General features: G+C 71.8%; 18 protein-coding genes. 6 read left to right on the top strand and 12 right to left on the bottom strand.

Features of this window, described 5'->3' with window-relative positions; translation table 11 throughout:
- Positions 1-278: 278 nt before the first annotated feature.
- The 7 genes from ACH4RC_RS03615 to ACH4RC_RS03585 all read right to left on the bottom strand — a co-directional run bounded on the left by ACH4RC_RS03615 (position 279) and on the right by ACH4RC_RS03585 (position 7,312).
- On the bottom strand, positions 279-1,064 hold the full coding sequence (locus ACH4RC_RS03615) for an ABC transporter ATP-binding protein (protein WP_398194595.1): 786 nt from the start codon (positions 1,062-1,064) through the stop codon (positions 279-281).
- Complete coding sequence (locus tag ACH4RC_RS03610) at positions 1,057-1,992, bottom strand: ABC transporter permease (RefSeq protein ID WP_398194592.1); 936 nt, start codon at positions 1,990-1,992, stop codon at positions 1,057-1,059. Before ACH4RC_RS03610 ends, ACH4RC_RS03615 begins: the two co-directional genes overlap by 8 nt.
- A 96-nt stretch (positions 1,993-2,088) precedes the next feature.
- A complete protein-coding gene (locus tag ACH4RC_RS03605) occupies positions 2,089-2,934 on the bottom strand; it encodes a glycosyltransferase family 2 protein (RefSeq protein ID WP_398195689.1) in 846 nt (281 codons plus the stop codon).
- 44 nt (positions 2,935-2,978) lie between these two features.
- Complete coding sequence (locus ACH4RC_RS03600; RefSeq protein WP_398194590.1) at positions 2,979-3,758, bottom strand: CDP-alcohol phosphatidyltransferase family protein; 780 nt, start codon at positions 3,756-3,758, stop codon at positions 2,979-2,981.
- Positions 3,736-4,803 carry an iron-containing alcohol dehydrogenase family protein gene (locus ACH4RC_RS03595; protein ID WP_398194588.1) on the bottom strand — a complete coding sequence of 356 codons (1,068 nt, stop codon included), beginning with the start codon at positions 4,801-4,803 and terminating at the stop codon, positions 3,736-3,738. Before ACH4RC_RS03595 ends, ACH4RC_RS03600 begins: the two co-directional genes overlap by 23 nt.
- On the bottom strand, positions 4,791-5,543 hold the full coding sequence (locus ACH4RC_RS03590; protein WP_398194587.1) for a sugar phosphate nucleotidyltransferase: 753 nt from the start codon (positions 5,541-5,543) through the stop codon (positions 4,791-4,793). Before ACH4RC_RS03590 ends, ACH4RC_RS03595 begins: the two co-directional genes overlap by 13 nt.
- Positions 5,540-7,312 (bottom strand): DUF5941 domain-containing protein, encoded by a 1,773-nt coding sequence (locus ACH4RC_RS03585; protein ID WP_398195686.1) that lies wholly within the window; start codon positions 7,310-7,312, stop codon positions 5,540-5,542. Before ACH4RC_RS03585 ends, ACH4RC_RS03590 begins: the two co-directional genes overlap by 4 nt.
- Before the next feature lie 265 nt (positions 7,313-7,577).
- On the opposite strand from ACH4RC_RS03585, the gene galE reads away from it, so the two are divergent.
- From galE to idi, 3 genes are all read left to right on the top strand, one after another.
- Positions 7,578-8,570, top strand: coding sequence for a UDP-glucose 4-epimerase GalE (gene galE / locus ACH4RC_RS03580; protein WP_398194584.1), 993 nt, complete (start codon positions 7,578-7,580; stop codon positions 8,568-8,570).
- A 190-nt stretch (positions 8,571-8,760) separates the two neighbouring features.
- Positions 8,761-9,696, top strand: coding sequence for a cation diffusion facilitator family transporter (locus ACH4RC_RS03575; protein WP_398194583.1), 936 nt, complete (start codon positions 8,761-8,763; stop codon positions 9,694-9,696).
- A gap of 175 nt (positions 9,697-9,871) precedes the next feature.
- A complete protein-coding gene (gene idi, locus ACH4RC_RS03570; RefSeq protein ID WP_398194581.1) occupies positions 9,872-10,465 on the top strand; it encodes an isopentenyl-diphosphate Delta-isomerase in 594 nt (197 codons plus the stop codon).
- Positions 10,466-10,471: 6 nt separating this feature from the next.
- Here idi and ACH4RC_RS03565 read toward each other — a convergent pair whose 3' ends face one another.
- Positions 10,472-11,017 (bottom strand): ATP-binding protein, encoded by a 546-nt coding sequence (locus ACH4RC_RS03565; RefSeq protein ID WP_398194579.1) that lies wholly within the window; start codon positions 11,015-11,017, stop codon positions 10,472-10,474.
- A 209-nt stretch (positions 11,018-11,226) separates the two neighbouring features.
- Between ACH4RC_RS03565 and ACH4RC_RS03560 the strand changes: the two genes are divergently transcribed.
- Positions 11,227-12,009, top strand: a complete 783-nt coding sequence (locus tag ACH4RC_RS03560; protein WP_398194576.1) for an enoyl-CoA hydratase/isomerase family protein — start codon at positions 11,227-11,229, stop codon at positions 12,007-12,009.
- Here the strand turns inward: ACH4RC_RS03560 and ACH4RC_RS03555 are convergent.
- Positions 11,996-12,631 carry a DJ-1/PfpI family protein gene (locus ACH4RC_RS03555; protein WP_398194574.1) on the bottom strand — a complete coding sequence of 212 codons (636 nt, stop codon included), beginning with the start codon at positions 12,629-12,631 and terminating at the stop codon, positions 11,996-11,998. The two genes, ACH4RC_RS03560 and ACH4RC_RS03555, sit on opposite strands and share 14 nt — an antisense overlap.
- Before the next feature lie 20 nt (positions 12,632-12,651).
- Positions 12,652-13,614 (bottom strand): GlxA family transcriptional regulator, encoded by a 963-nt coding sequence (locus tag ACH4RC_RS03550; protein WP_398194572.1) that lies wholly within the window; start codon positions 13,612-13,614, stop codon positions 12,652-12,654.
- Positions 13,615-13,730: 116 nt separating this feature from the next.
- On the opposite strand from ACH4RC_RS03550, the gene ACH4RC_RS03545 reads away from it, so the two are divergent.
- Together ACH4RC_RS03545 and ACH4RC_RS03540 are read left to right on the top strand one after the other, a co-directional pair.
- Positions 13,731-14,600, top strand: a complete 870-nt coding sequence (locus ACH4RC_RS03545; RefSeq protein ID WP_398194569.1) for a hypothetical protein — start codon at positions 13,731-13,733, stop codon at positions 14,598-14,600.
- Positions 14,601-14,703: 103 nt separating this feature from the next.
- Positions 14,704-17,067 (top strand): Tex family protein, encoded by a 2,364-nt coding sequence (locus ACH4RC_RS03540; RefSeq protein WP_398194566.1) that lies wholly within the window; start codon positions 14,704-14,706, stop codon positions 17,065-17,067.
- Positions 17,068-17,138: 71 nt separating this feature from the next.
- On the opposite strand, the gene ACH4RC_RS03535 is transcribed toward ACH4RC_RS03540, so the two are convergent.
- Both ACH4RC_RS03535 and ACH4RC_RS03530 read right to left on the bottom strand, forming a co-directional pair.
- A complete protein-coding gene (locus ACH4RC_RS03535; protein ID WP_398194563.1) occupies positions 17,139-18,776 on the bottom strand; it encodes an ABC-F family ATP-binding cassette domain-containing protein in 1,638 nt (545 codons plus the stop codon).
- 193 nt (positions 18,777-18,969) lie between these two features.
- Entirely contained in the window at positions 18,970-19,995 is a 1,026-nt protein-coding gene (locus ACH4RC_RS03530; RefSeq protein WP_398194561.1) for an oxidoreductase, read from the bottom strand.
- Positions 19,996-20,024: the final 29 nt, after the last annotated feature.

Here is a 20,024-nt window from a genome sequence, read left to right as displayed (position 1 = left end):
CTACACTGCGGACCTAATAGACCCTATTTCGGACACGCCGCCCAATAAGACCCGGTACAGCTTACGTTGTACAACGATGGCCGCCACGGCGGGGTGTTCCGCACATCACAACAACACACCGATTGGCGTCAAGATTCCTCGCATACAAGGAAGTTGACCGATCGTTGACCTTGATCGACACGTTTCCGGTCAACTAATTGGCATCTACAGGCATATTTGAGGCCCCGCCCGGAAGCATCCGGTGGGGCCTCATGAGACGCGGCCGGGAAGGCGGGCGGTTACCTGCCCGTGAACTTCTCGTACTCCTTCAGTACCTCCGCCGTCGGACCGTCCATACGCAGCTCTCCGCGCTCCAGCCAGAGAACGCGGTCGCAGGTGTCGCGGATCGACTTGTTGTTGTGGCTGACGAGGAAGACCGTGCCCGCGTGCTTGCGCAGCTCGCGGATCCGTTCCTCCGAGCGCTTCTGGAAGGAGCGGTCGCCGGTGGCCAGGGCCTCGTCGATCATCAGGACGTCGTGGTCCTTGGCGGCCGCGATGGAGAAGCGCAGGCGCGCCGCCATGCCGGAGGAGTAGGTGCGCATCGGCAGCGTGATGAAGTCGCCCTTCTCGTTGATGCCCGAGAAGTCGACGATCTGCTGGTAGCGCTCCTTGATCTCCTCGCGGGACATGCCCATCGCCAGACCGCCGAGGATGACGTTGCGCTCGCCCGTCAGGTCGTTCATCAGCGCCGCGTTCACGCCGAGCAGCGAGGGCTGGCCGTCGGTGTAGACCTTGCCCTGCTCCGCGGGGAGCAGGCCCGCGATGGCGCGCAGCAGCGTCGACTTGCCCGAGCCGTTGGATCCGATGAGGCCGACGGCCTCGCCGCGGTACGAGGTGAAGGAGACGCCGCGCACGGCGTGCACCTTGCGCACACCGCGCTCCTCGCCGCGCTTGAGTATGCGGCTCAGCGCCGAGGTGGCGCTGCCCTTGCCGCTCCTGGTGCCGTTGACCCGGTACACGATGTGCAGGTCGTCCGCGATGACCGTGGGCACGCGGGCCCCGGTCGACTTGTCGAGTTCAGCCACGGCCGTACCGCTCCTCCGACTTCCAGAAGTAGATGAAGCCCACGGCCCCGATGACGACCGCCCAGCCGGCCGCGAAGGCCCACACGTGCGGCGGCAGGTACGAGGAACCGTAGTCGTCGATCATGGCGAACCTGATCAGGTCCATGTACACCGAGGCCGGGTTCCACTGCAGGACGTCCGCGAGCCAGCCCGGCGCGTTCTTGTCCGCGAGCATCGCGGGGATGCTGAACATGACGCCGGAGGCGTACATCCAGGTCCGCATCACGAAGGGCATCAGCTGCGCCAGGTCGGGCGTCTTGCTGCCGGCCCTGGCGAAGATCAGCGCGAGGCCGGTGTTGAAGACGAACTGGAGGACGAGGGCGGGCAGCACGAGCAGCCAGGAGAGCGCCGGGTAGATCCCGAAGCCCACCATGACGAGGACGAGCACGATCATCGAGAAGAGCAGCTGCTGGAGCTGTTGCAGCGCGAACGAGATCGGCAGCGAGGCGCGCGGGAAGTGCAGCGCCCGCACCAGGCCCAGGTTGCCGGAGATGGCCCGTACACCGGCCATGACCGAACTCTGCGTGAAGGTGAAGACGAAGACGCCCGTCACGAGGAATGGCACGTAGATGTCGTGCGGGATGCCCTTCCTGGCGCCGAGCAGCAGGCCGAAGATGAAGAAGTAGACCGCGGCGTTCAGCAGGGGCGTCGCCACCTGCCAGACCTGGCCGAGCTTGGCCTGGCTGTACTGGGCGGTCAGCTTCGCCTGGGAGAAGGCGACGATGAAGTGGCGCCTGCTCCACAGCTGTCGTACGTATTCGAACAGGCCGGGGCGGGCTCCGCTGACGGACAAGCCGTACTTGGCGGCGAGCTCGGCCGGGGAGAGCCCGTCGTCGGGCGACGGGGGCGCGGTCACCGCGACCGGTCCGTCATGCGTTGTCTCACTCACAAGGGGAACTTTCGTCTTCAAAAGCACAGCCTGGTCGGGCGGGGGGGGGGAAGAACGCGGCCCGCGTCGGGCCGCATGCTCTCAGACGTGAGCTTGTCAGATGACAGGTGGCCGGCCCAGTCGGGTCAGCCGCCACACCGTACGCCACTTCATGGGACGCCTCGGGCCGCAGGGCGCGGTCCAGCCCTCCTTGAACCCGCCGAACCACGCCTTGAGGGCGGGGCCCGAGGGGCGGCGGGCGAGGGTGAGGAGCAGCCACACGCCGAGGTACACGGGGACCAGGGGCGCGGGCAGGTTGCGGCGGGCGAGCCAGACGCGGTTGCGGGCCACCATGCGGTGGTAGACCGCGTGCCGGGAGGGCGCCGTGGTCGGGTGGTTCAGGACCATGTCCGCGCGGTAGTCGATCATCCAGCCCGCGTCGAGGGCCCGCCAGGCGAGGTCGGTCTCCTCATGGGCGTAGAAGAACTCCTCGGGCAGCGGGCCGACCTCGGCGATCACGCGCGTACGGACGGCGTTGGCACCGCCGAGGAACGTGGTCACGCGCGAGGAGCGCATCGGGTCGGCGGCGCGCAGCCTGGGCACGTGGCGGCGCTGTGTCCCGCCGGTGTCCGGGTCGGCGATGCGGAAGCTGATGATGCCGAGCTTCGGGTCGGCGGCGAACGCCTCGCGGCACAGCTCGGCCGTGTCGGTCAGCGGCAGGAGGCCGTCGTCGTCGAGGAAGAGCAGGATGTCGACGTCGGAGCCGGAGGGGCCGAACGCCTCGATGCCGACGTTGCGCCCGCCGGGGATGCCGAGGTTCTCGGGCAGCTCCACGGTCCGTACGCCCTCGGGGACGTCCGGCACCGGGGAGCCGTTGCCGACCACGACCACCTCGACCGGGTCACCGTCCTGCTTGGCGACCGAGTCGAGGAGGGCGCGCAGCTCGGCCGGGCGGTTGCCCATGGTGATGATCACCGCGCCGACCCTGGCGGGCTTGGCCTGCGTGCTCACTTCAGCCTGCTCGACGCGAGGATGGACACGAGGTGGAGCAGCGTCTGCAGGAGCGCGATGCCCGCGAGGACGGCCACGCCGAGGCGGGTGAAGAACAGGTCGCCCCGGATCTGGTCCACGATCGCGAGGACCAGGATCAGCAGGCTCGCCTCGATGCCCAGGATGAGCCGGTGGAACTTGAGCGCGGAGGCGGCACGGCGGGCCAGCGCCATGCCGGAGCCGCGGATCTCGGAGGCGGACTCCTTGACCTGCTCGCGGCCGCTCTGCGCCCGGGACACACCGACGAGGTCGGTCTCCGCCTTGATCAGGATGGCGCCGAGCGCGGCGAGCGTGCCGAGGAAGGCCCACAGCCAGTCGATCCGGCCCGTGCCGAAGAGGTCGGCGGCGCGCAGACCGAAGCCGACCAGGACGGCGGCGTCGGTGAGGTACGCGCCGACCCGGTCCATCCAGACGCCGGCCAGCGAGTACTGCTTGCGCCAGCGGGCGATCTCGCCGTCGACGCAGTCGAGCAGCAGGTACAGCTGGACCGCGACGACGCCGAGGACGGCGCCCCAGATGCCCGGCACGAGCAGGGCGGGGGCGGCCAGGACGCCGCAGACGGTCATCAGGTAGGTCAGCTGGTTGGGCGTGACCTTGGTGTTCACCAGGTGGCGGTCTATGCGCAGCGAGATCTCGCGCATGTAGAGCCGTCCGCCCCAGTGCTCGCCGCTGCGGCGGTCCTTCACACCCGCGGGGTGAACGACCGGGCGGAGCTCAGCTACCGATGGCTTGTGCATAGTCGGCGTATGCGTCCCTGATCTGGTCGGTGGTGAGGTTCAGGTGTTCGAGGATCGTGTAGCGGCCGGGGCGGGTCTGCGGAGCGAACTCCACGACCTTGACGAACTCCTCCACGCTGAAGCCGATCTCCCCGGGCAGCACGGGCAGGCCGTGGCGGCGCAGCACGGAGGCCATGAAGCGGGACTCCTCGCGGGCACCGCGCAGGTGCATCGCGAAGGCCGCGCCCAGGCCGCACTGCTCGCCGTGGCTGGCGGCGCGCTTGGGGTAGAGGAGGTCGAAGGCGTGGTTGATCTCGTGGCAGGCGCCGGAGGCGGGCCGCGAGTCGCCGGAGACCGACATGGCGATACCGGTGAGGACCAGGCCCTCGGCGAGGACCTGGAGGAAGGCGTCGTCGCCGACGCCGCCGGGGTGGCGCAGGACGGCCTCGCCGGCCTGGCGGGCCATGGCGGCCGCGAGGCCGTCGATGTCCTCGCCGCGCTCGCGTGCGGCCAGCTCCCAGTCCGCGACCGCGGAGATGTTGGAGAGCGCGTCGCCGATGCCGGAGCGCACGAAGCGGACCGGCGCCTCCCGGATCACGTCGAGGTCGATGACGACCGCGATGGGGTTCGGCACGCCGTAGGAGCCGCGGCCCGCGTCGTTGTCGAGGGTCGCGACGGGCGAGCACAGGCCGTCGTGCGACAGGTTCGTCGCGACGGCGACCAGCGGCAGGCCCACGCGCGCGGCGGCGAACTTGCCGCAGTCGATGATCTTGCCGCCGCCGAGGCCGACGATGGCGTCGTAGCGGCCCGCCTTCTTGACGTCGTCGGCGAGCTGCACGGCGTCGTCGAGGGTGCCGCCGCCGACCTCGAACCAGTCGGCGCGGGGCAGCGAGGGCTCCAGGCGGGCGCGCAGGGCGGCGCCCGAGCCACCGCTGATCGCGATGGCCAGGCGCCCCGTGGACGACGAGATCCTCTGGTCGGCGAGGACCCCGGCCAGGTCGTTGAGCGCCCCCGGCCGGATGTCGACGACGACCGGCGAGGGAATCAGCCTCGTCAGTACTGGCACGCGATCTCCCTGGCCTTGGCGAGGTCGTCGTGGTTGTCGATCTCGACCCACTTCACGTCGCCGATCGGGGCGACGTCGACCTTGAAGCCGCGGTTGACGAGCTCCTGGTAGCCGTCCTCGTAGTACAGCTGCGGGTCACGCTCGTAGGTGGCCTTGAGGGCGTCGGCCAGCTCGTCGGCGGCCTCGCCCTCGATGAGGGTGACACCGATGTACTCGCCGGTGGCCTCGGCCGGGTCCATCAGCTTGGTGATGCGCTGGACGCCCTTGTCGGGGTCGACGACGACCTTCATCTCCTCCTCGCCGAGGTCCTTGACCGTGTCGAGGGCGAGGATGATCTTCTTGCCGTCGCCGCGGGCGGCGAGCAGGGTCTTCTCGACGGAGACGGGGTGCACGGTGTCGCCGTTGGCGAGGATCACCGAGTGCTTGATGGCGTCACGGCCGCACCACAGCGAGTAGGCGTTGTTCCACTTCTCGGCGATGTCGTTCTCGATGAGCGTGAGCTTCAGGCCGTACTTCGCCTCCAGCTCCGCCTTGCGCCCGGCGACGACCTCCTTGCGGTAGCCGACGATGATGCCGACCTCCTCGAGGCCGATCTCGGCGAAGTTCTTGAGGGTGAGGTCGAGGACGGAGAGCTCGTTCTCGGTTCCCTCGCCCGCGACGGGCACGAGCGCCTTGGGGAGCGTCTCGGTGTAGGGGCGAAGCCGGCTGCCGGCGCCGGCGGCCAGGACGAGGCCGATCATGCGGGTTCTCCTTCATCGTGTACGGCGGGCGCCCCACGTCGGGCGGAGGCGACCCAGAAGCGGATGCTCTCGGCGAGCACCACGAGTGCCACGACCACGGCGAGAACCGTGAGCGCGAGCGTGAAATCCGTCGGTGTGAGCAGCGCGGCCAGCAAGGCGACCAGGAGGGTCCTGCCGTCGTGCCCCCCGATGGCGTGCATCAGCCAGCGCGGGGGCGCTCCCGTACCGCCGCGGATGCGGTACACCGTGTCGTAGTGATGGTAGGCGACCGCCGCCACCAGCCCGAATGCCGCGGGCAGCGCCCCCTGCACGTCCGCCTTGGCGGCGATCAGGAGGACGGTGCCGTACTCGGCGACCCGGAAGAGCGGCGGGACCAGCCAGTCCAGGGGGCCGGTCAGCGGCCCGGACACGGCGAGGGAGGAGAGCAGCACGTAGACGCAGGCCGCGCCGAAGACGGCCCAGGAGCCGAAGCCCGAGACGGCCGCGACGATCACGAGGACGGCCGCGGCGACGGCGGCGAGCAGCGGGGCGGTGTAGCCGCCGCCGCGCAGCCTGCGGACGGTGCCGCCGTCGAGGAGGCCGGTGTCGGCCAGGTCGGCGAGTGCCTGGGCGGCGCGGGGGGTGCGCTTCGCCTTGCGGGTCAGCGAGCGCAGGAGGCGGCCGGCCGTGGTGTAGCAGGCGGCGAGGGCGCAGCCGATCAGCAGGACGTAGAAGGTGATGCGCGGGGTCGTCACCGCTGTGAGGACCGCGATCAGCGCCCAGCGTTCGCCGATCGGCAGAACTATCATCCGGCGCACCCAGACCGTCCATCCGACGCTGTCGAGCTTGTCGGAGAGGGCGGCGGTGGGGCTGGTGTTGGCGGTCGCGTCGTGGTTCGCCTCGTTGAAGGAGAAGTCGACGACGTGCCGGCAGGTCTGGAGCACCATCGCGCCGAGCGCCAGGGCCCATACGTCGTCGCCCGTCGCATTGGCCGCGCCGAGCGCGAGACCCGCGTAGTACGCGTACTCCTTGGCGCGGTCGAAGGTCGCGTCGAGCCAGGCGCCGAGCGTCGAGTACTGCAGCGAGTAGCGGGCGAGCTGCCCGTCGGTGCAGTCCAGGACGAAGGAGAAGAGCAGCAGCACCCCGGCCGCGACGAAACCGGGCCGGGTCCCCGTGGCCGCGCAGCCCGCCGCGATCAGGGCGACCAGCAGCGAGGCGGTGGTGACCTGGTTCGGGGTCAGGCCGCGCCGCGCGCACCAGCGCGCGATGTAGCGGGAGTAGGGGCTGATGCAGTACGTGGTGAAGAAGCCGTCCCGCGCCTTGACCGCCGTACGCAGCCGGATCGCCTCGTCGTCGACCGCGGCGACGGACTGCCGGGCCTCGTTGCGGGCCTGCGGGTCGGCAGGTACGGCGGCGACGAGTTCGCCGAGCTCGGGGCGGTGCACGTCGGTGCCGGCCGCCTCCATGCTCTCGGCCACGGCGTCGGGCGCGATCCCGGTGTCCTCGACCGCCCGCCGCAGGGCCTGGCGGCCGTCCGGCTTCGCGGTGACGGCGCCGGGGATCGCGGACGCGGTGAAGCGGGGGTCGGTGAGGCCGAGGCGCAGGGCGTGGACGTGGCCCACGAAGCCCGCGTCGACGACCGCGACGCGCTGGTCGCCGGGGACGCCGGCGAGCGCCGCTTCGGCGTCCGCCGCGTCCGGGGCGAGTCGAACGTCGAAGCCGAGAGCCCGCAGATCGCCCTCCAGGGACGACCCGGGAACCGGCTGACCGGTGACAATGGCGGTCGACAGACGAACTCACTCCTTGGGTGCCGACGCGAGCGCGCCGGGCTCATGCACGGTGGAGGCGCCCAAAGTTCCATCCCTGGGGGTGGCCGGGCGGCATGTCGGCAGAGGCTATCGGATGAAGACAAGCGGGCGTTCACCGCCCGTTCACGCCCCGATCGGCCGCTGTCCCACGCGGACTGCTCGGTCCAGGCCGCCCGTGCATCATTGACGATCAAGGCCCCGTGCCACAAACCAGCCTCGGGCCGCGTCCGGCTTAGGGTGGTGCGTCATGACATGGCTGATCACCGGCGGAGCCGGATACATCGGGGCACATGTGGCGCGGGCCATGACGGCCGCCGGGGAGCGCATCGTCGTCCTGGACAACGTCACCTCGGGGGTGCCCGACCGGCTGCCCCCGGAGATCCCGCTCGTACGGGGCTCGGCCCACGACACCGCTCTGGTGCGCCGGGTCTGCGCCGAGCACGAGGTGAGCGGCGTCGTGCACCTCGCCGCGCACAAGCAGGTCGGCGAATCGGTGGAGAAGCCCGAGCCGTACTACCGGGACAATGTGGGCGGGCTCGCCACGCTCCTGGAGACGGTCGCGGAGGCGGGCGTGCGCCGCTTCGTCTTCTCCTCGTCCGCGGCGGTCTACGGCAATCCGGACATCCCCGTCACCGACCTCATCACCGAGTCGACGCCGTGCGCGCCCGTGAACCCGTACGGCGAGACGAAGCTGGCGGGCGAGTGGCTGGTCCGGGCGGCCGGGCACGCGCACGGGATGGCGACGGTCTGCCTGCGCTACTTCAACGTGGCGGGCGCGAGCGAGCCCCGCCTCGCCGACATCGGCGTCTACAACGTGATCCCGATGGTCTTCGACCGGCTCACCCGCGGCGAGGCCCCGAGGATCTTCGGCGACGACTACCCGACGCCGGACGGCACGTGCGTCCGCGACTACATCCACGTCGCCGATCTCGCCGAGGCGCATCTGGCGGCGGCCCGCAGGCTGGCGCAGCCGGACGCGAGCGGTGACCTCACCCTGAACATCGGCACGGGCCACGGCGTCTCCGTCCGGGAGCTGATCGACGTGGTCGCGGACGTCACCGGGGACACCACGCCCGCGCTCGTCGAACCGCGCCGCCCGGGGGACGCGCCGCGCGCGGTCGGCTCCTCGGCGCTCGCCGAGAAGGAGCTGGGCTGGACGGCCACGCGCGGGGTGCGCGAGATGGTCGGGTCGGCGTGGGCCGGCTGGTGCCTGCGCCACCCGGAGGCATCCGGCGCGTGACCTCTCCGCCGCGCTGACCTGCGTACACGCCGGCCATATCGACTGAGACGTTTGCGCAGGTCAGGGCAGCACTGGGGCGAATGACAACGGTGTTCACTGCAGTGTTTGCGGATACCCCCTCCCCGTAGTTCACTGTGATCGCCGCTCCGGACCGGGGCGGTGTGGCGGACCGAGACGGAGGGCGGTTTCCATGGGGGCCGGACACGACCACGGGCACAGCCACGGGCCGGTGACCGGCACGGCCGCGGCCGCGCACAGGGGCCGGCTGCGTATCGCGCTGTCGATCACGCTGACCGTGATGGTGGTGGAGATCGTCGGCGGCGTCGTGGCCGACTCGCTCGCGCTGATCGCCGACGCCGCGCACATGGCGACGGACGCGCTCGGCCTCGCGATGGCCCTGCTCGCCATCCACTTCGCCAACCGCCCGGCCAGCGAGCAGCGCACCTTCGGCTACGCGCGCGCCGAGATCCTCGCCGCGCTCGCCAACTGTCTGCTGCTGCTCGGCGTCGGCGGCTACGTCCTGTACGAGGCGATCCAGCGGTTCATGGAACCGGCCGGGACGGCGGGCGGCCTGACCATCGTCTACGGCCTCATCGGCCTGGTGGCGAACATGATCTCGCTGTCCCTGCTCGTCAAGGGCCGGCAGGAGAGCCTCAACGTGCGCGGCGCCTTCCTGGAGGTCGCGGCCGACGCGCTCGGGTCCCTCGCGGTGCTGATCTCGGCCGCCGTCATCCTGACCACCGGCTGGCAGGCCGCCGACCCCATCGCGTCCCTCGTCATCGGCCTCATGATCGTCCCGCGGACGGTGAAGCTGCTGCGCGAGACGTTGAACGTGCTGCTCGAAGCGGCCCCCAAGGGCGTCGACATGGCGCAGGTGCGCCGCCACGTCCTGGCGCTGCCCGGCGTCGAGGACGTGCACGACCTGCACGCGTGGACGATCACCTCGGGCATGCCGGTGCTCTCCGCGCACGTCGTCGTCAGCCAGGACGTACTCAGCACGATCGGCAACGAGAAGATGCTGCACGAGCTGCAGGGCTGCCTCGGCGACCACTTCGACGTCGAGCACTGCACCTTCCAGCTGGAGCCCGGCGGGCACGCGGAGCACGAGGCGAAGCTCTGCCACTGACGTCAACTCGGACCTTCGAGAACTCCCTCTTTCGGATGGCTCGTCCCGCCCCCTGGCGCGCTTGCGCCCACCGAGTGCCCCGAGGCCCGCGCGTTCCGGGAACTCGTGGCTGAGTCGGGGACCACCCGCCGCGTACGGCAGACTTGGATCCCGAGGACCGAAGCGAAGGATGGGTATGCCGATCACACCTGCCACCGCGGCGAACAGTTCGCCGAACGGCACCGGAGAAGCGATCTTGCTGGAACTCGTCGACGAGGACGGCAGGACGATCGGCACCGCGGAGAAGCTGGCGGCGCACCAGCCGCCCGGCAAGCTGCACAGAGCGTTCTCCGTGTTCCTCTTCGACGAGCAGGGCCGGCTGCTGCTCCAGCAGCGGGCGCTCGGCAAGTACCACTCCCCCGGCGTCTGGTCGAACACCTGCTGCGGGCACCCGTACCCGGGCGAGGCCCCGTTCGCCGCGGCCGCCCGGCGCACCTTCGAGGAGCTGGGCGTCTCGCCGTCGCTGATGGCGGAGGCCGGCACGGTGCGCTACAACCACCCGGACCCCGAGTCGGGCCTGGTCGAGCAGGAGTTCAACCACCTGTTCGTCGGGATGGTGCAGGCGTCTCTCGACCCCGACGCGGAGGAGGTCGGGGCCACGGCCTTCGTCACCGCCGACGAGCTGGCCGCGCGCCACGCCGCCGACCCGTTCTCGTCGTGGTTCATGACGGTGCTCGACGCGGCGCGCCCCGCCGTCCGCGAACTGACGGGCGCGTCCGCGGGCTGGTAGCACCGCTCAGCGCGGGTCCGCGGGCTTGAGGGGCAGGGCGGCCCAGATCACCTTGCCCCCGCTCGCGGTGTGCTCGACGTCGCAGACGCCGCCCGCCTCCGCCGTGATCTCCCGTACGAGCAGCAGCCCGCGACCGCCGGTCTGGCCGCTGGTCGCCTCCAGCGCCGTCGGACGGTAGGGGTGGTCGTCCTCCACGGAGACCCGGACCCACTCCGCGCCCACGGCGACCTCCACCGCCAGCATGGGCGAGAGCAGGGCCGCGTGCTTCACCGCGTTGGTGACGAGCTCGGAGACGATCACGAGCAGCCCGTGCACCAGATCGTCGCTCGCGGGCACGCCCTGCCGCGCGAGCAGTTCCCGCACCGCCCGCCGGGCCTGCGGCACCGAGGCGTCGACCGCCTGGGCGGTGAACCGCCAGACCCCCTCGTACGGCAGCGGCGTGTGCGCCGCGTACCCGGGGGGTGCTCCGCCACTGTCCGGAGGGAGTGCGCGGGCCCCCGACCCGTCGTCACTCATCGTCCGGTCGCCGCCTCTGCGCTCGATTGTCACCACGCTTCGAGTGTTGGCAACGGACAGGTCCGGACCGGAGAACTGACCAGAACTGGGCGATTATCGGCGGAATTTGGTTGCTGGCGTGTCGCCGGGTCGGTTGAGCGACTGATCTTGTTCCTGTTGTTCGACTTTTGGAGACTTCTTCAGCTTGTTGTACGAGGTTCACGGTGCGTGTTCGCCCCGCGAAGGCGCCGGATAACATCCGGGCCATGGCTCAGCTCACGCACGGCGTCAACGACGGGGTCGCCACCGTCGTCATCGATCACCCGGCCAAGCGCAACGCGATGACCGACCCGATGTGGGCCGCCCTGCCGCCGCTGCTCACCGCTCTCGCGGCCGACCCGGCCGTCCGGGTCCTGGTCCTGACCGGCGCCGGTGACACCTTCTGCGCCGGGGCCGACATCTCCACGCTCGCCTCGGGCGCGGGCGCGGCGCAGCATCTGGCCGGCGCGGCGGAGGAGGCGCTGGCCGCGTTCCCCAAGCCGGCCCTCGCCGTGATCCGCGGCTATTGCGTGGGCGGGGGCTGCCAGCTGGCCGCCGCGTGCGATCTGCGGTTCGCCGCCGAGGACGCCCGGTTCGGGGTGACCCCGGCCAAGCTCGGCATCGTCTACCCGGCGTCGTCGACCCGGCGCCTGGCCGCGCTCGTCGGCCCGGCCACCGCCAAGTACCTGCTGTTCTCGGGCGAGTTGATCGGCACGGAGCGGGCGCTGCGCACCGGTCTGGTCGACGAGGTCCTGCCCGGCGCCGACCTGGACCAGCGCGTCGCGGAGTTCACGCGCGTGCTCGTCGGGCGCTCGCAGCTCACCCAGGCGGCGGCGAAGGAGTTCGCGGCGGGGCGCACCGACCGGGACGCCTACTGGGCCGGGCAGGCGCGCGGCAGCGGCGACACCGCGGAGGGCGTCGCCGCGTTCCTGGAGCGCAGGGTGCCGCGGTTCGCATGGAACGTACCGGTCACATCCAGCGCGCCGGCCCCGTCCGTCACGTCAGGATGAAGCGGCTCTTCGTGCGGAACTCCTCGACGAGGTGCGCGGGCGCCTTCCGCGGCGAGCCCGCGTCGTAGGGCGGCTGCGGGTCGTACTCGGTCAGCAGCTGCACGGCCTGCGCGTGTTCGTCCCCCGCGACCTTCCCGAGCAGGGTCAGGCCCATGTCGATGCCGGACGACACCCCGGCCGCGGTGACGTACTTGCCCTCGATGACGACGCGCTCCTGCGTCGGCAGGGCGCCGAACTCCGACAGGAAGTCGAGCGCCAGCCAGTGCGACGTGGCGCGCCGCCCCTTGAGCAGCCCCGCCGCGGCGAGGAGCAGGGAGCCGGTGCACACCGAGGTCGTCCACGCGCTGGTGGCGTCGGCGGCGCGCAGCCAGGCGAGGAGGGTCTCGTTCGCCATCTGCTCGCCCTGCCCCGGGCCGCCGGGGACCACGACGATGTCGGGGTGCGGCACCTCGGCGAGCGTCTTGTCCGCGGTGAGGGCGAGGGCGCCCGTGTCGCTGCGGACGGGCCCGGTCTCCTCGGCGACGAAGACGAGCTCCGCGTCCGGGAGGCGGCCGAGCGTCTCGTAGGGCCCGACGGCGTCGAGCGCGGTGAACCGGTCGAACAGGACAACGGCGATCTGCACGGTGTTCCTTTCGGGTCGTGTCATACGGGTGCGTGGAAGCGGCGGCGGTACTCCGCCGGTGGCGTGCCCAGGGTCTTGAGGAAAGCGCGGCGCATCGCCTCGGGCGTGCGGTAGCCGCTGGCGCGGGAGACCTCCTCGACGCCGTCGGAGGTGTCCTCCAGGAGGCGCCGGGCGTGTTCGACGCGGACGCGCTCGACGTACGTGCCGGGGGTGAGGCCCGTCTCGGCGCGGAAGGCGCGGGCGAAGTGGCGCGGCGAGAGGCGGGCGCGGGCCGCCATCGACTCGACGGACAGGTCGTCGGCGGGGTGCTCGGCGATCCACCGCTGGACGTCGCGGAGCGGTTCACGCCGAGCCGTCTGGGCGGCGAGCTGTGCGCTGAACTGGGCCTGGTTGCCCGGTCGCCGCAGGAAGACCACCAGGTGGCGGGCGATGGTCAGCGCGACGTCCCGGCCGTGGTCCTCCTCGACGAGGGCGAGGGCCAGGTCGATGCCCGCGGTGACGCCCGCCGAGGTGGCCACATTGCCGTCGCGTACGTAGATGGGGTCCGGGTCGACGTCGACCTCGGGGTGGTCGCGGGCGAGGAGGTCGCAGAACGCCCAGTGCGTCGTGGCCCTGCGGCCGTCCAGGAGGCCCGCGTGCGCGAGGAGAAGCGCACCCGTGCACACGGAGACGATCCGCGCGGCCTCCGGCGCGTGCGCCCGCAGCCAGTCGGTCAGGCGCGGGTCGGGGCGTCGCGTGCCCTCGCCGCCGGGGACGAGGAGCGTGTGCGGGCCCGGGGCGTCGGCGAGGGCGTGGTCGGGGATCAGGGCCAGCCCGCTCGACGTGCGGACGGGGGCGCCGTCGAGCGAGACGGTACGGACGCGGTACCCGGCGGAGGCTGCGTCCATGGCGAGCGTGGCACCTGCGAAGACCTCGACAGGGCCGGTGACGTCGAGGCTCTGCACGCCGTCATAGAGGAGGACGAGAACAGTGCGGGGCGGCATGCCTCTCATTCTTCGGCGTCCGCGCGCATGGCTGCAATGACGAACAGCCCTCCTTTCCTGCCATCGGTGGCCCTCCGGACTCCCACCGCGTACCAACCGGTCAGTAACATGCGGGCATGAGCCCTGACCCGCGCGCCGCCCGCCGCTGCCACAACATGCTGAACTCGCTGCACTCCACGCTCTACTTCTCGCCCGATCTGGGCGCCGAGCTGGCCAAGGTGGGCGTCGAGGACCGCAGCGCCGCCTACTTCGCGGCCCGCTCCGCCGCCATGGGCGCCGTCGGCGCCGGAACGGTGACCTCCACCTTCTACAACTTCAAGCACGAGCTCGTCGCCAAGCACGTGCCCGCCGTCTGGCGGACCGCGTCCCCCGAGACGGTGCTCGCGGCACGCGCGCGTGCCGTCGACACCACCCTGCGCCGCCTGCTCGGCGAGGAGGCGCTCGCCTCCCCCGAGATGGCCGAGGCCGCCACGCTCGCGCTGCGCGCCGCCGAGGCCTGCACGCGCCATGCCCGCCCCCTGTACGCCGCCCTCGCCGACCTGCCGGTCCCCGAGGAGCCGCACCTCGCGTACTGGCACGCGACCGCGCTGCTGCGCGAGCACCGCGGCGACGGACACCTCGCCGCGCTCGTCGCAGCCGAGCTCGACCCGGTGGAGGCGCTGGTCAGCCATGTCGCGACCGGCAAGGGCATGGCGCCGAAGTGGCTGCTCGCCACGCGCGGCTGGACCCCGGACGAGTTCGACCAGGGCGCCGAGCGGCTGCGCGCGCGGGGTGTGCTCACCCAGGACGAGGAGCTGACGCTCACCGAGGAGGGCGCCGAGCTGCGCAGGGCCGTGGAGGCGCGGACGGACGCCCTCGACCGGGCCCCGTACGAGCACCTCGGCGACGAGGGCGTGGCGCGCCTGACCGAGCTGGGCACCGTGTTCGCCGGTGCGGCGCTCGGCAACGGCGCGTTCCCGGCCGATCTGATCGGCAAGACCGCCTGAGCGACGGCCCGGAAGCGCGCCGGGCTCGCCCTTGATCCCGCGTTACCGGCGCCACCTGCCACAATTGCCGCGCAACCTCAGTCGACATAGGCGGTACGGGATCGTGGCGACACCCACTGTTGGGTCCATCGAAAGCAGGATTGCCGAGGAACTCGGCGTACGGGAGCGGCAGGTGAAGGCCGCCGTCGAGCTGCTGGACGGCGGCTCGACGGTGCCCTTCATCGCCCGCTACCGCAAGGAGGCGACGGAGTCCCTCGACGACGCCCAGCTGCGCACCCTGGAGGAGCGCCTGCGGTACCTGCGCGAGCTGGAGGAGCGGCGCGCGTCGATCCTGGAGTCCGTGCGCGAGCAGGGCAAGCTCACCGAGGAGCTGGCGGCGCGGATCCGCGCCGCCGACACCAAGGCGCGCCTGGAGGACATCTACCTGCCGTTCAAGCCGAAGCGGCGGACGAAGGCGCAGATCGCGCGCGAGGCGGGCCTGGAGCCGCTCGCGGACGGGCTGTTCAACGACCCGTCGGTGGAGCCGCTCGCCGCCGCCGCCGCGTTCGTCGACGCCGGCAAGGGCGTCGCCGACCCGCAGGCCGCGCTCGACGGGGCCCGCGCCATCCTCACCGAGCGCTTCTCGGAGGACGCGGACCTCATCGGAGAGCTGCGCGAGCGCATGTGGACGCGCGGGCGCCTCGCCGCGAAGGTGAAGTCCGGCAAGGAGGAGGCGGGCGCCAAGTTCGCCGACTACTTCGACTTCGCCGAGCCCTTCAGGGAGCTGCCCTCGCACCGCGTCCTCGCGATGCTGCGCGGCGAGAAGGAGGACGTGCTCGAACTCGTCCTGGAGCCCGAGGAGCCCACCGAAGAGGGCCCCGCCGCCTCTTCCTCGTACGAGCCGATCGTCGCCGACCGGTTCGGCATCCGGAACCAGGGGCGCCCCGGCGACAAGTGGCTCGCGGACACGGTCCGCTGGGCCTGGCGCACCCGCATCCTGGTGCACCTCGGCATCGACCTGCGGCTCCGGCTCCGTACCGCCGCCGAGGACGAGGCCGTCAAGGTCTTCGCGGCGAACCTGCGCGACCTGCTGCTCGCCGCCCCCGCGGGCACGCGCGCGACGCTCGGCCTCGACCCCGGTTTCCGTACGGGCGTGAAGGTCGCCGTCGTCGACGCGACCGGCAAGGTCGTGGCGACGGACGTCATCCACCCGCACGTCCCGGCCAACCGCTGGGACGAGGCGATCGCCAGGCTCGCGCGGCTCTCCAAGGAGCACGCGGTCGACCTGATCGCGATCGGCAACGGCACGGCGTCCCGCGAGACCGACAAGCTCGCCGGTGAACTCATCACCAAACACCCGGAGTTGAACCTCACCAAGGTGATGGTGAGCGAGGCGGGCGCCTCGGTGTACTCGGCGTCGGCGTTCGCCTCGCAGGAGCTGCCCGACATGGACGTGTCGCTGCGCGGCGCCGTCTCCATCGCCCGGCGCCTCCAGGACCCGCTCGCCGAACTGGTGAAGATCGACCCGAAGTCGATCGGCGTCGGCCAGTACCAGCACGACCTGTCCGAGGTGAAGCTCTCGCGCTCCCTGGACGCGGTGGTCGAGGACTGTGTGAACGGCGTCGGCGTGGACGTGAACACCGCCTCCGCCCCGCTGCTCGCGCGCGTCTCCGGCATCGGCGCCGGGCTCGCCGAGAACATCGTGGCGCACCGCGACGCCAACGGCCCCTTCGGCAACCGCAAGGGCCTCAAGGACGTGGCGCGGCTCGGCCCGAAGGCGTACGAACAGTGCGCGGGCTTCCTGCGCATCCGCGGCGGCGACGACCCGCTGGACGCCTCCGCCGTGCACCCCGAGGCGTATCCGCTGGTGCGGCGCATGGCGAAGTCGACGGGCGGCCAGGTCGGTTCGCTGATCGGCGACACGGGGACGCTGCGCTCGCTCAAGCCGGCGGAGTACGTGGACGACACGTTCGGTCTGCCGACCGTGACGGACATCCTGAGGGAGCTGGAGAAGCCGGGGCGCGACCCGCGGCCCGCCTTCAAGACGGCCACCTTCAAGGAGGGCGTCGAGAAGATCGGCGACCTGGAGCCGGGGATGGTCCTGGAGGGCGTCGTGACGAACGTCGCCGCGTTCGGGGCGTTCATCGACATCGGCGTGCACCAGGACGGGCTCGCGCATGTGTCCGCCCTGTCCCGTACGTTCGTCAAGGACCCGCGCGATGTCGTGAAGCCCGGGGACATCGTCAAGGTGAAGGTGCTCGACGTCGACGTGGCGCGCAAGCGGATCTCGCTGACGCTGCGGCTGGACGACGAGAAGGCCGCCCCCTCCGGAGGTGAGCGGGGTGGGCGGCAGCGGCCGCCTCAGCAGAAGTCGCGGCAGAACCGCGGCAGTGCCTCCGGCGGCCAGGGCGGAGGCAAGGGGCGGCCCGCTCCGGCTCCTGCCAACTCGGCGATGCTGGATGCCCTGCGCAAGGCGGGGCTTGCCTGAGCACCGTCGTAGTGACGGAAAGTGGGAGACTGCGCGCCGGTTCGTGGCTGAGCGCGCAGTTCCCCGCGCCCCTAGGCGGCGCTCACCTTTCCGGCGTCGACCTCGAAGCGCCTTGTCGTGTGGACCGCGTTCAGCATTCTGCGGTCGTGCGTCACCAGGAGCAGCGTGCCCTTGTACGAGTCCAGGGCGGACTCCAGCTGCTCGATGGCGGGCAGGTCGAGGTGGTTGGTCGGCTCGTCCAGGACGAGGAGGTTGACGCCCTTGCCCTGGAGGAGGGCGAGAGCCGCGCGGGTGCGTTCGCCGGGTGAGAGGGTCGCGGCCGGGCGCAGGACGTGGTCCGCCTTCAGGCCGAACTTGGCGAGCAGGGTACGGACCTCGGCCGGTTCGGTCTCCGGGACGGCCGCGCAGAACGCGTCGAGCAGCGCCTCCGGGCCGTGGAACAGGGCGCGGGCCTGGTCGACCTCGCCGACCACGACGCCGGAGCCGAGCGTCGCGTGGCCCGCGTCGAGCGGGAGGCGGCCGAGCAGTGCGCCGAGCAGGGTCGACTTGCCGGAGCCGTTGACGCCGGTGATCGCGATGCGGTCGGCCCAGTCGACCTGCAGCGTCACCGGGCCGAAGTGGAAGTCGCCGCGCCGCAGTTCGGCGTCCCTGAGCGAGGCGACGACCGATCCTGAGCGCGGGGCCGCCGCGATCTCCATGTGCAGCTCCCACTCCTTGCGGGGCTCCTCGACGACGTCGAGCCGCTCGATCATGCGCTGCGTCTGGCGGGCTTTCGCGGCCTGCTTCTCGCTGGACTCACTGCGGAACTTGCGGCCGATCTTGTCGTTGTCGGTCGCCTTGCGGCGGGCGTTCTTGACGCCCTTGTCCATCCAGGAGCGCTGCATCTGGGCGCGGCCTTCGAGCGCGGAGCGCTTGTCGGCGTACTCCTCGAACTCCTCGCGCGCGTGGCGCCGCGCGACGTCGCGCTCCTCCAGGTAGGCGTCGTAGCCGCCGCCGTAGAGGTTGATCTGCTGCTGGGCGAGGTCCAGCTCCAGGACCTTGGTGACCGTGCGGGTGAGGAACTCGCGGTCGTGGCTGACGACGACGGTGCCCGCGCGCAGGCCCCGCACGAACGTCTCCAGGCGCTCCAGGCCCGCGAGGTCGAGGTCGTTGGTCGGCTCGTCCAGGAGGAAGACGTCGTAGCGGGAGAGGAGGAGGGAGGCGAGGCCCGCGCGGGCCGCCTGGCCGCCGGAGAGGGAGGTCATCGGCTGGTCGAGGCCGACGGTCAGGCCGAGCTGTCCGGCGACCTCCTCGGCGCGCTCGTCCAGGTCGGCGCCGCCGAGGTTCAGCCAGCGCTCCAGGCTGGTGGCGTACGCATCGTCGGCGCCCGGGGCCTCCTCGACGAGGGCCTGGGTGGCCTCGTCCATGGCGCGCTGGGCCTCGTCGACGCCGGTGCGGCGGGCGAGGAACTGCCGGACGGTCTCCCCGGGCCTGCGCTCCGGCTCCTGCGGGAGGTGGCCGACGGTCGCGGTCGGCGGGGACAGCCGCAGCTCGCCCTCCTCGGGGGCGGCGAGCCCGGCGAGGATTTGCAGGAGCGTGGACTTGCCGGCGCCGTTGGCACCGACGAGCCCGATCACGTCACCGGGCGCGACGACGAGATCGAGCCCGGCGAACAGGGCACGGTCCCCGTGTCCGGCGGCGAGGTTCTTGGCTACGAGGGTGGCAGTCATCAGGGCTGTGATCCTAATCGGGGCGCTGGGCGGGGTGTGCGGGGCACTCCGGCGACGCCGGCCGGGGCCGGGCGCGTGGCGCGCCTCCGGCGTACGGCACCGGGCCGTCGGCGGTGGCGCCGTCTCGTGCGACGTGGCCAGGACCGTCCGGTCGGCGGCTCGCGCCGAACGCCCTCGTGAGCGCGCGCCCGCGTCAGCGCGCCGTCCGCGTGACAAGGACACTCCCGGTGGTGCGGGCCACGAGGAAGGATTCCCCTCCGGCCGCCCTCCTGTCCAGCGGGATTCGGTAGGTGCCGGGGGCGAGGACCTCGTCGAGGAGTTCGTGGGTGCGGGTGCGGTGGAGGCGGTCGAGGCGGTACGCGGTGAGCCTGACGCGGCACGGGGAGGTGGTCTCGATCTCCGCCGCACCGTCGGCGGCGACGAGCCGGACCAGGCGGCGCTGCTCCTTCGGGCCGTGGTCGAGCGCCGCCTCGATCTGCGCGACGAGCAGCGGGACGACCGGGGCGAGCCCGTCCACGTACGCGGGGTGCGCACCCACTCGCTCGAACTGGTGGCGTACGGCGCGGCGCCGCTCCTCCTCGACGGCCCGGCCGAAGGCGACGGCCCCGTACGTGTGCAGCTCCTCGGGGGTGACGCCGGAGGCGTCCTGGGTGATCTCGGCGCCGATGCCGATGCCGCGCAGGGCGGCGGCCAGCTTGGCGAGGACGGCGACGCGGGCGCCGATCAGCAGGACCCGGCGCCGGACCGGTCCCGCGCCGCCGTTCAGGAGCTGCCCCAGCGCGCTGCGGTATCCGGCGCCCTCGAAGCGGAACGGGCCTATGCCCTGGTAGCCGTTGAGCTCCAGGTCGGGGGTGTCGGCGGTCTGCCAGGCGAAGTCGCGCCAGATGTAGTCCTCGCCGGCCCGCTCGATCACCGCGGTGACCGCGCCGCACTCCAGGCCGCCCTCGCACTCGGGGCAGCCGTAGATGACGTACCGGCCGTGCGCGAGGGGTGCGTCGGCCTCCATGAGCAGGCTCTTGACGTGGTCGGTGAAGATGGCGGGCGGGATGTCGGCGGCCAGCGGGGAGACGGCGTCGAGGTCGCAGAGGCGGAACAGGAGCGGGCGCCCGTCCACGATGAAGTCCACGAAGTCCCGGTGGGCCCGGACCTCTCCGTCGGCGAAGACCCCGCCGGCCCGCATCGCCGGCGCCAGGCCGAAGGTCGCGTACTCGGCAGACATGGGGTGAGTATCCCCACTCGGGCCGGGTG

This window comes from Streptomyces sp. NPDC016845, from assembly GCF_044332585.1.
GTDB lineage: Bacteria > Actinomycetota > Actinomycetes > Streptomycetales > Streptomycetaceae > Streptomyces.
Note: the sequence above shows the minus strand (reverse complement) of the source record. Positions and strands in the feature narration are given on the sequence as shown.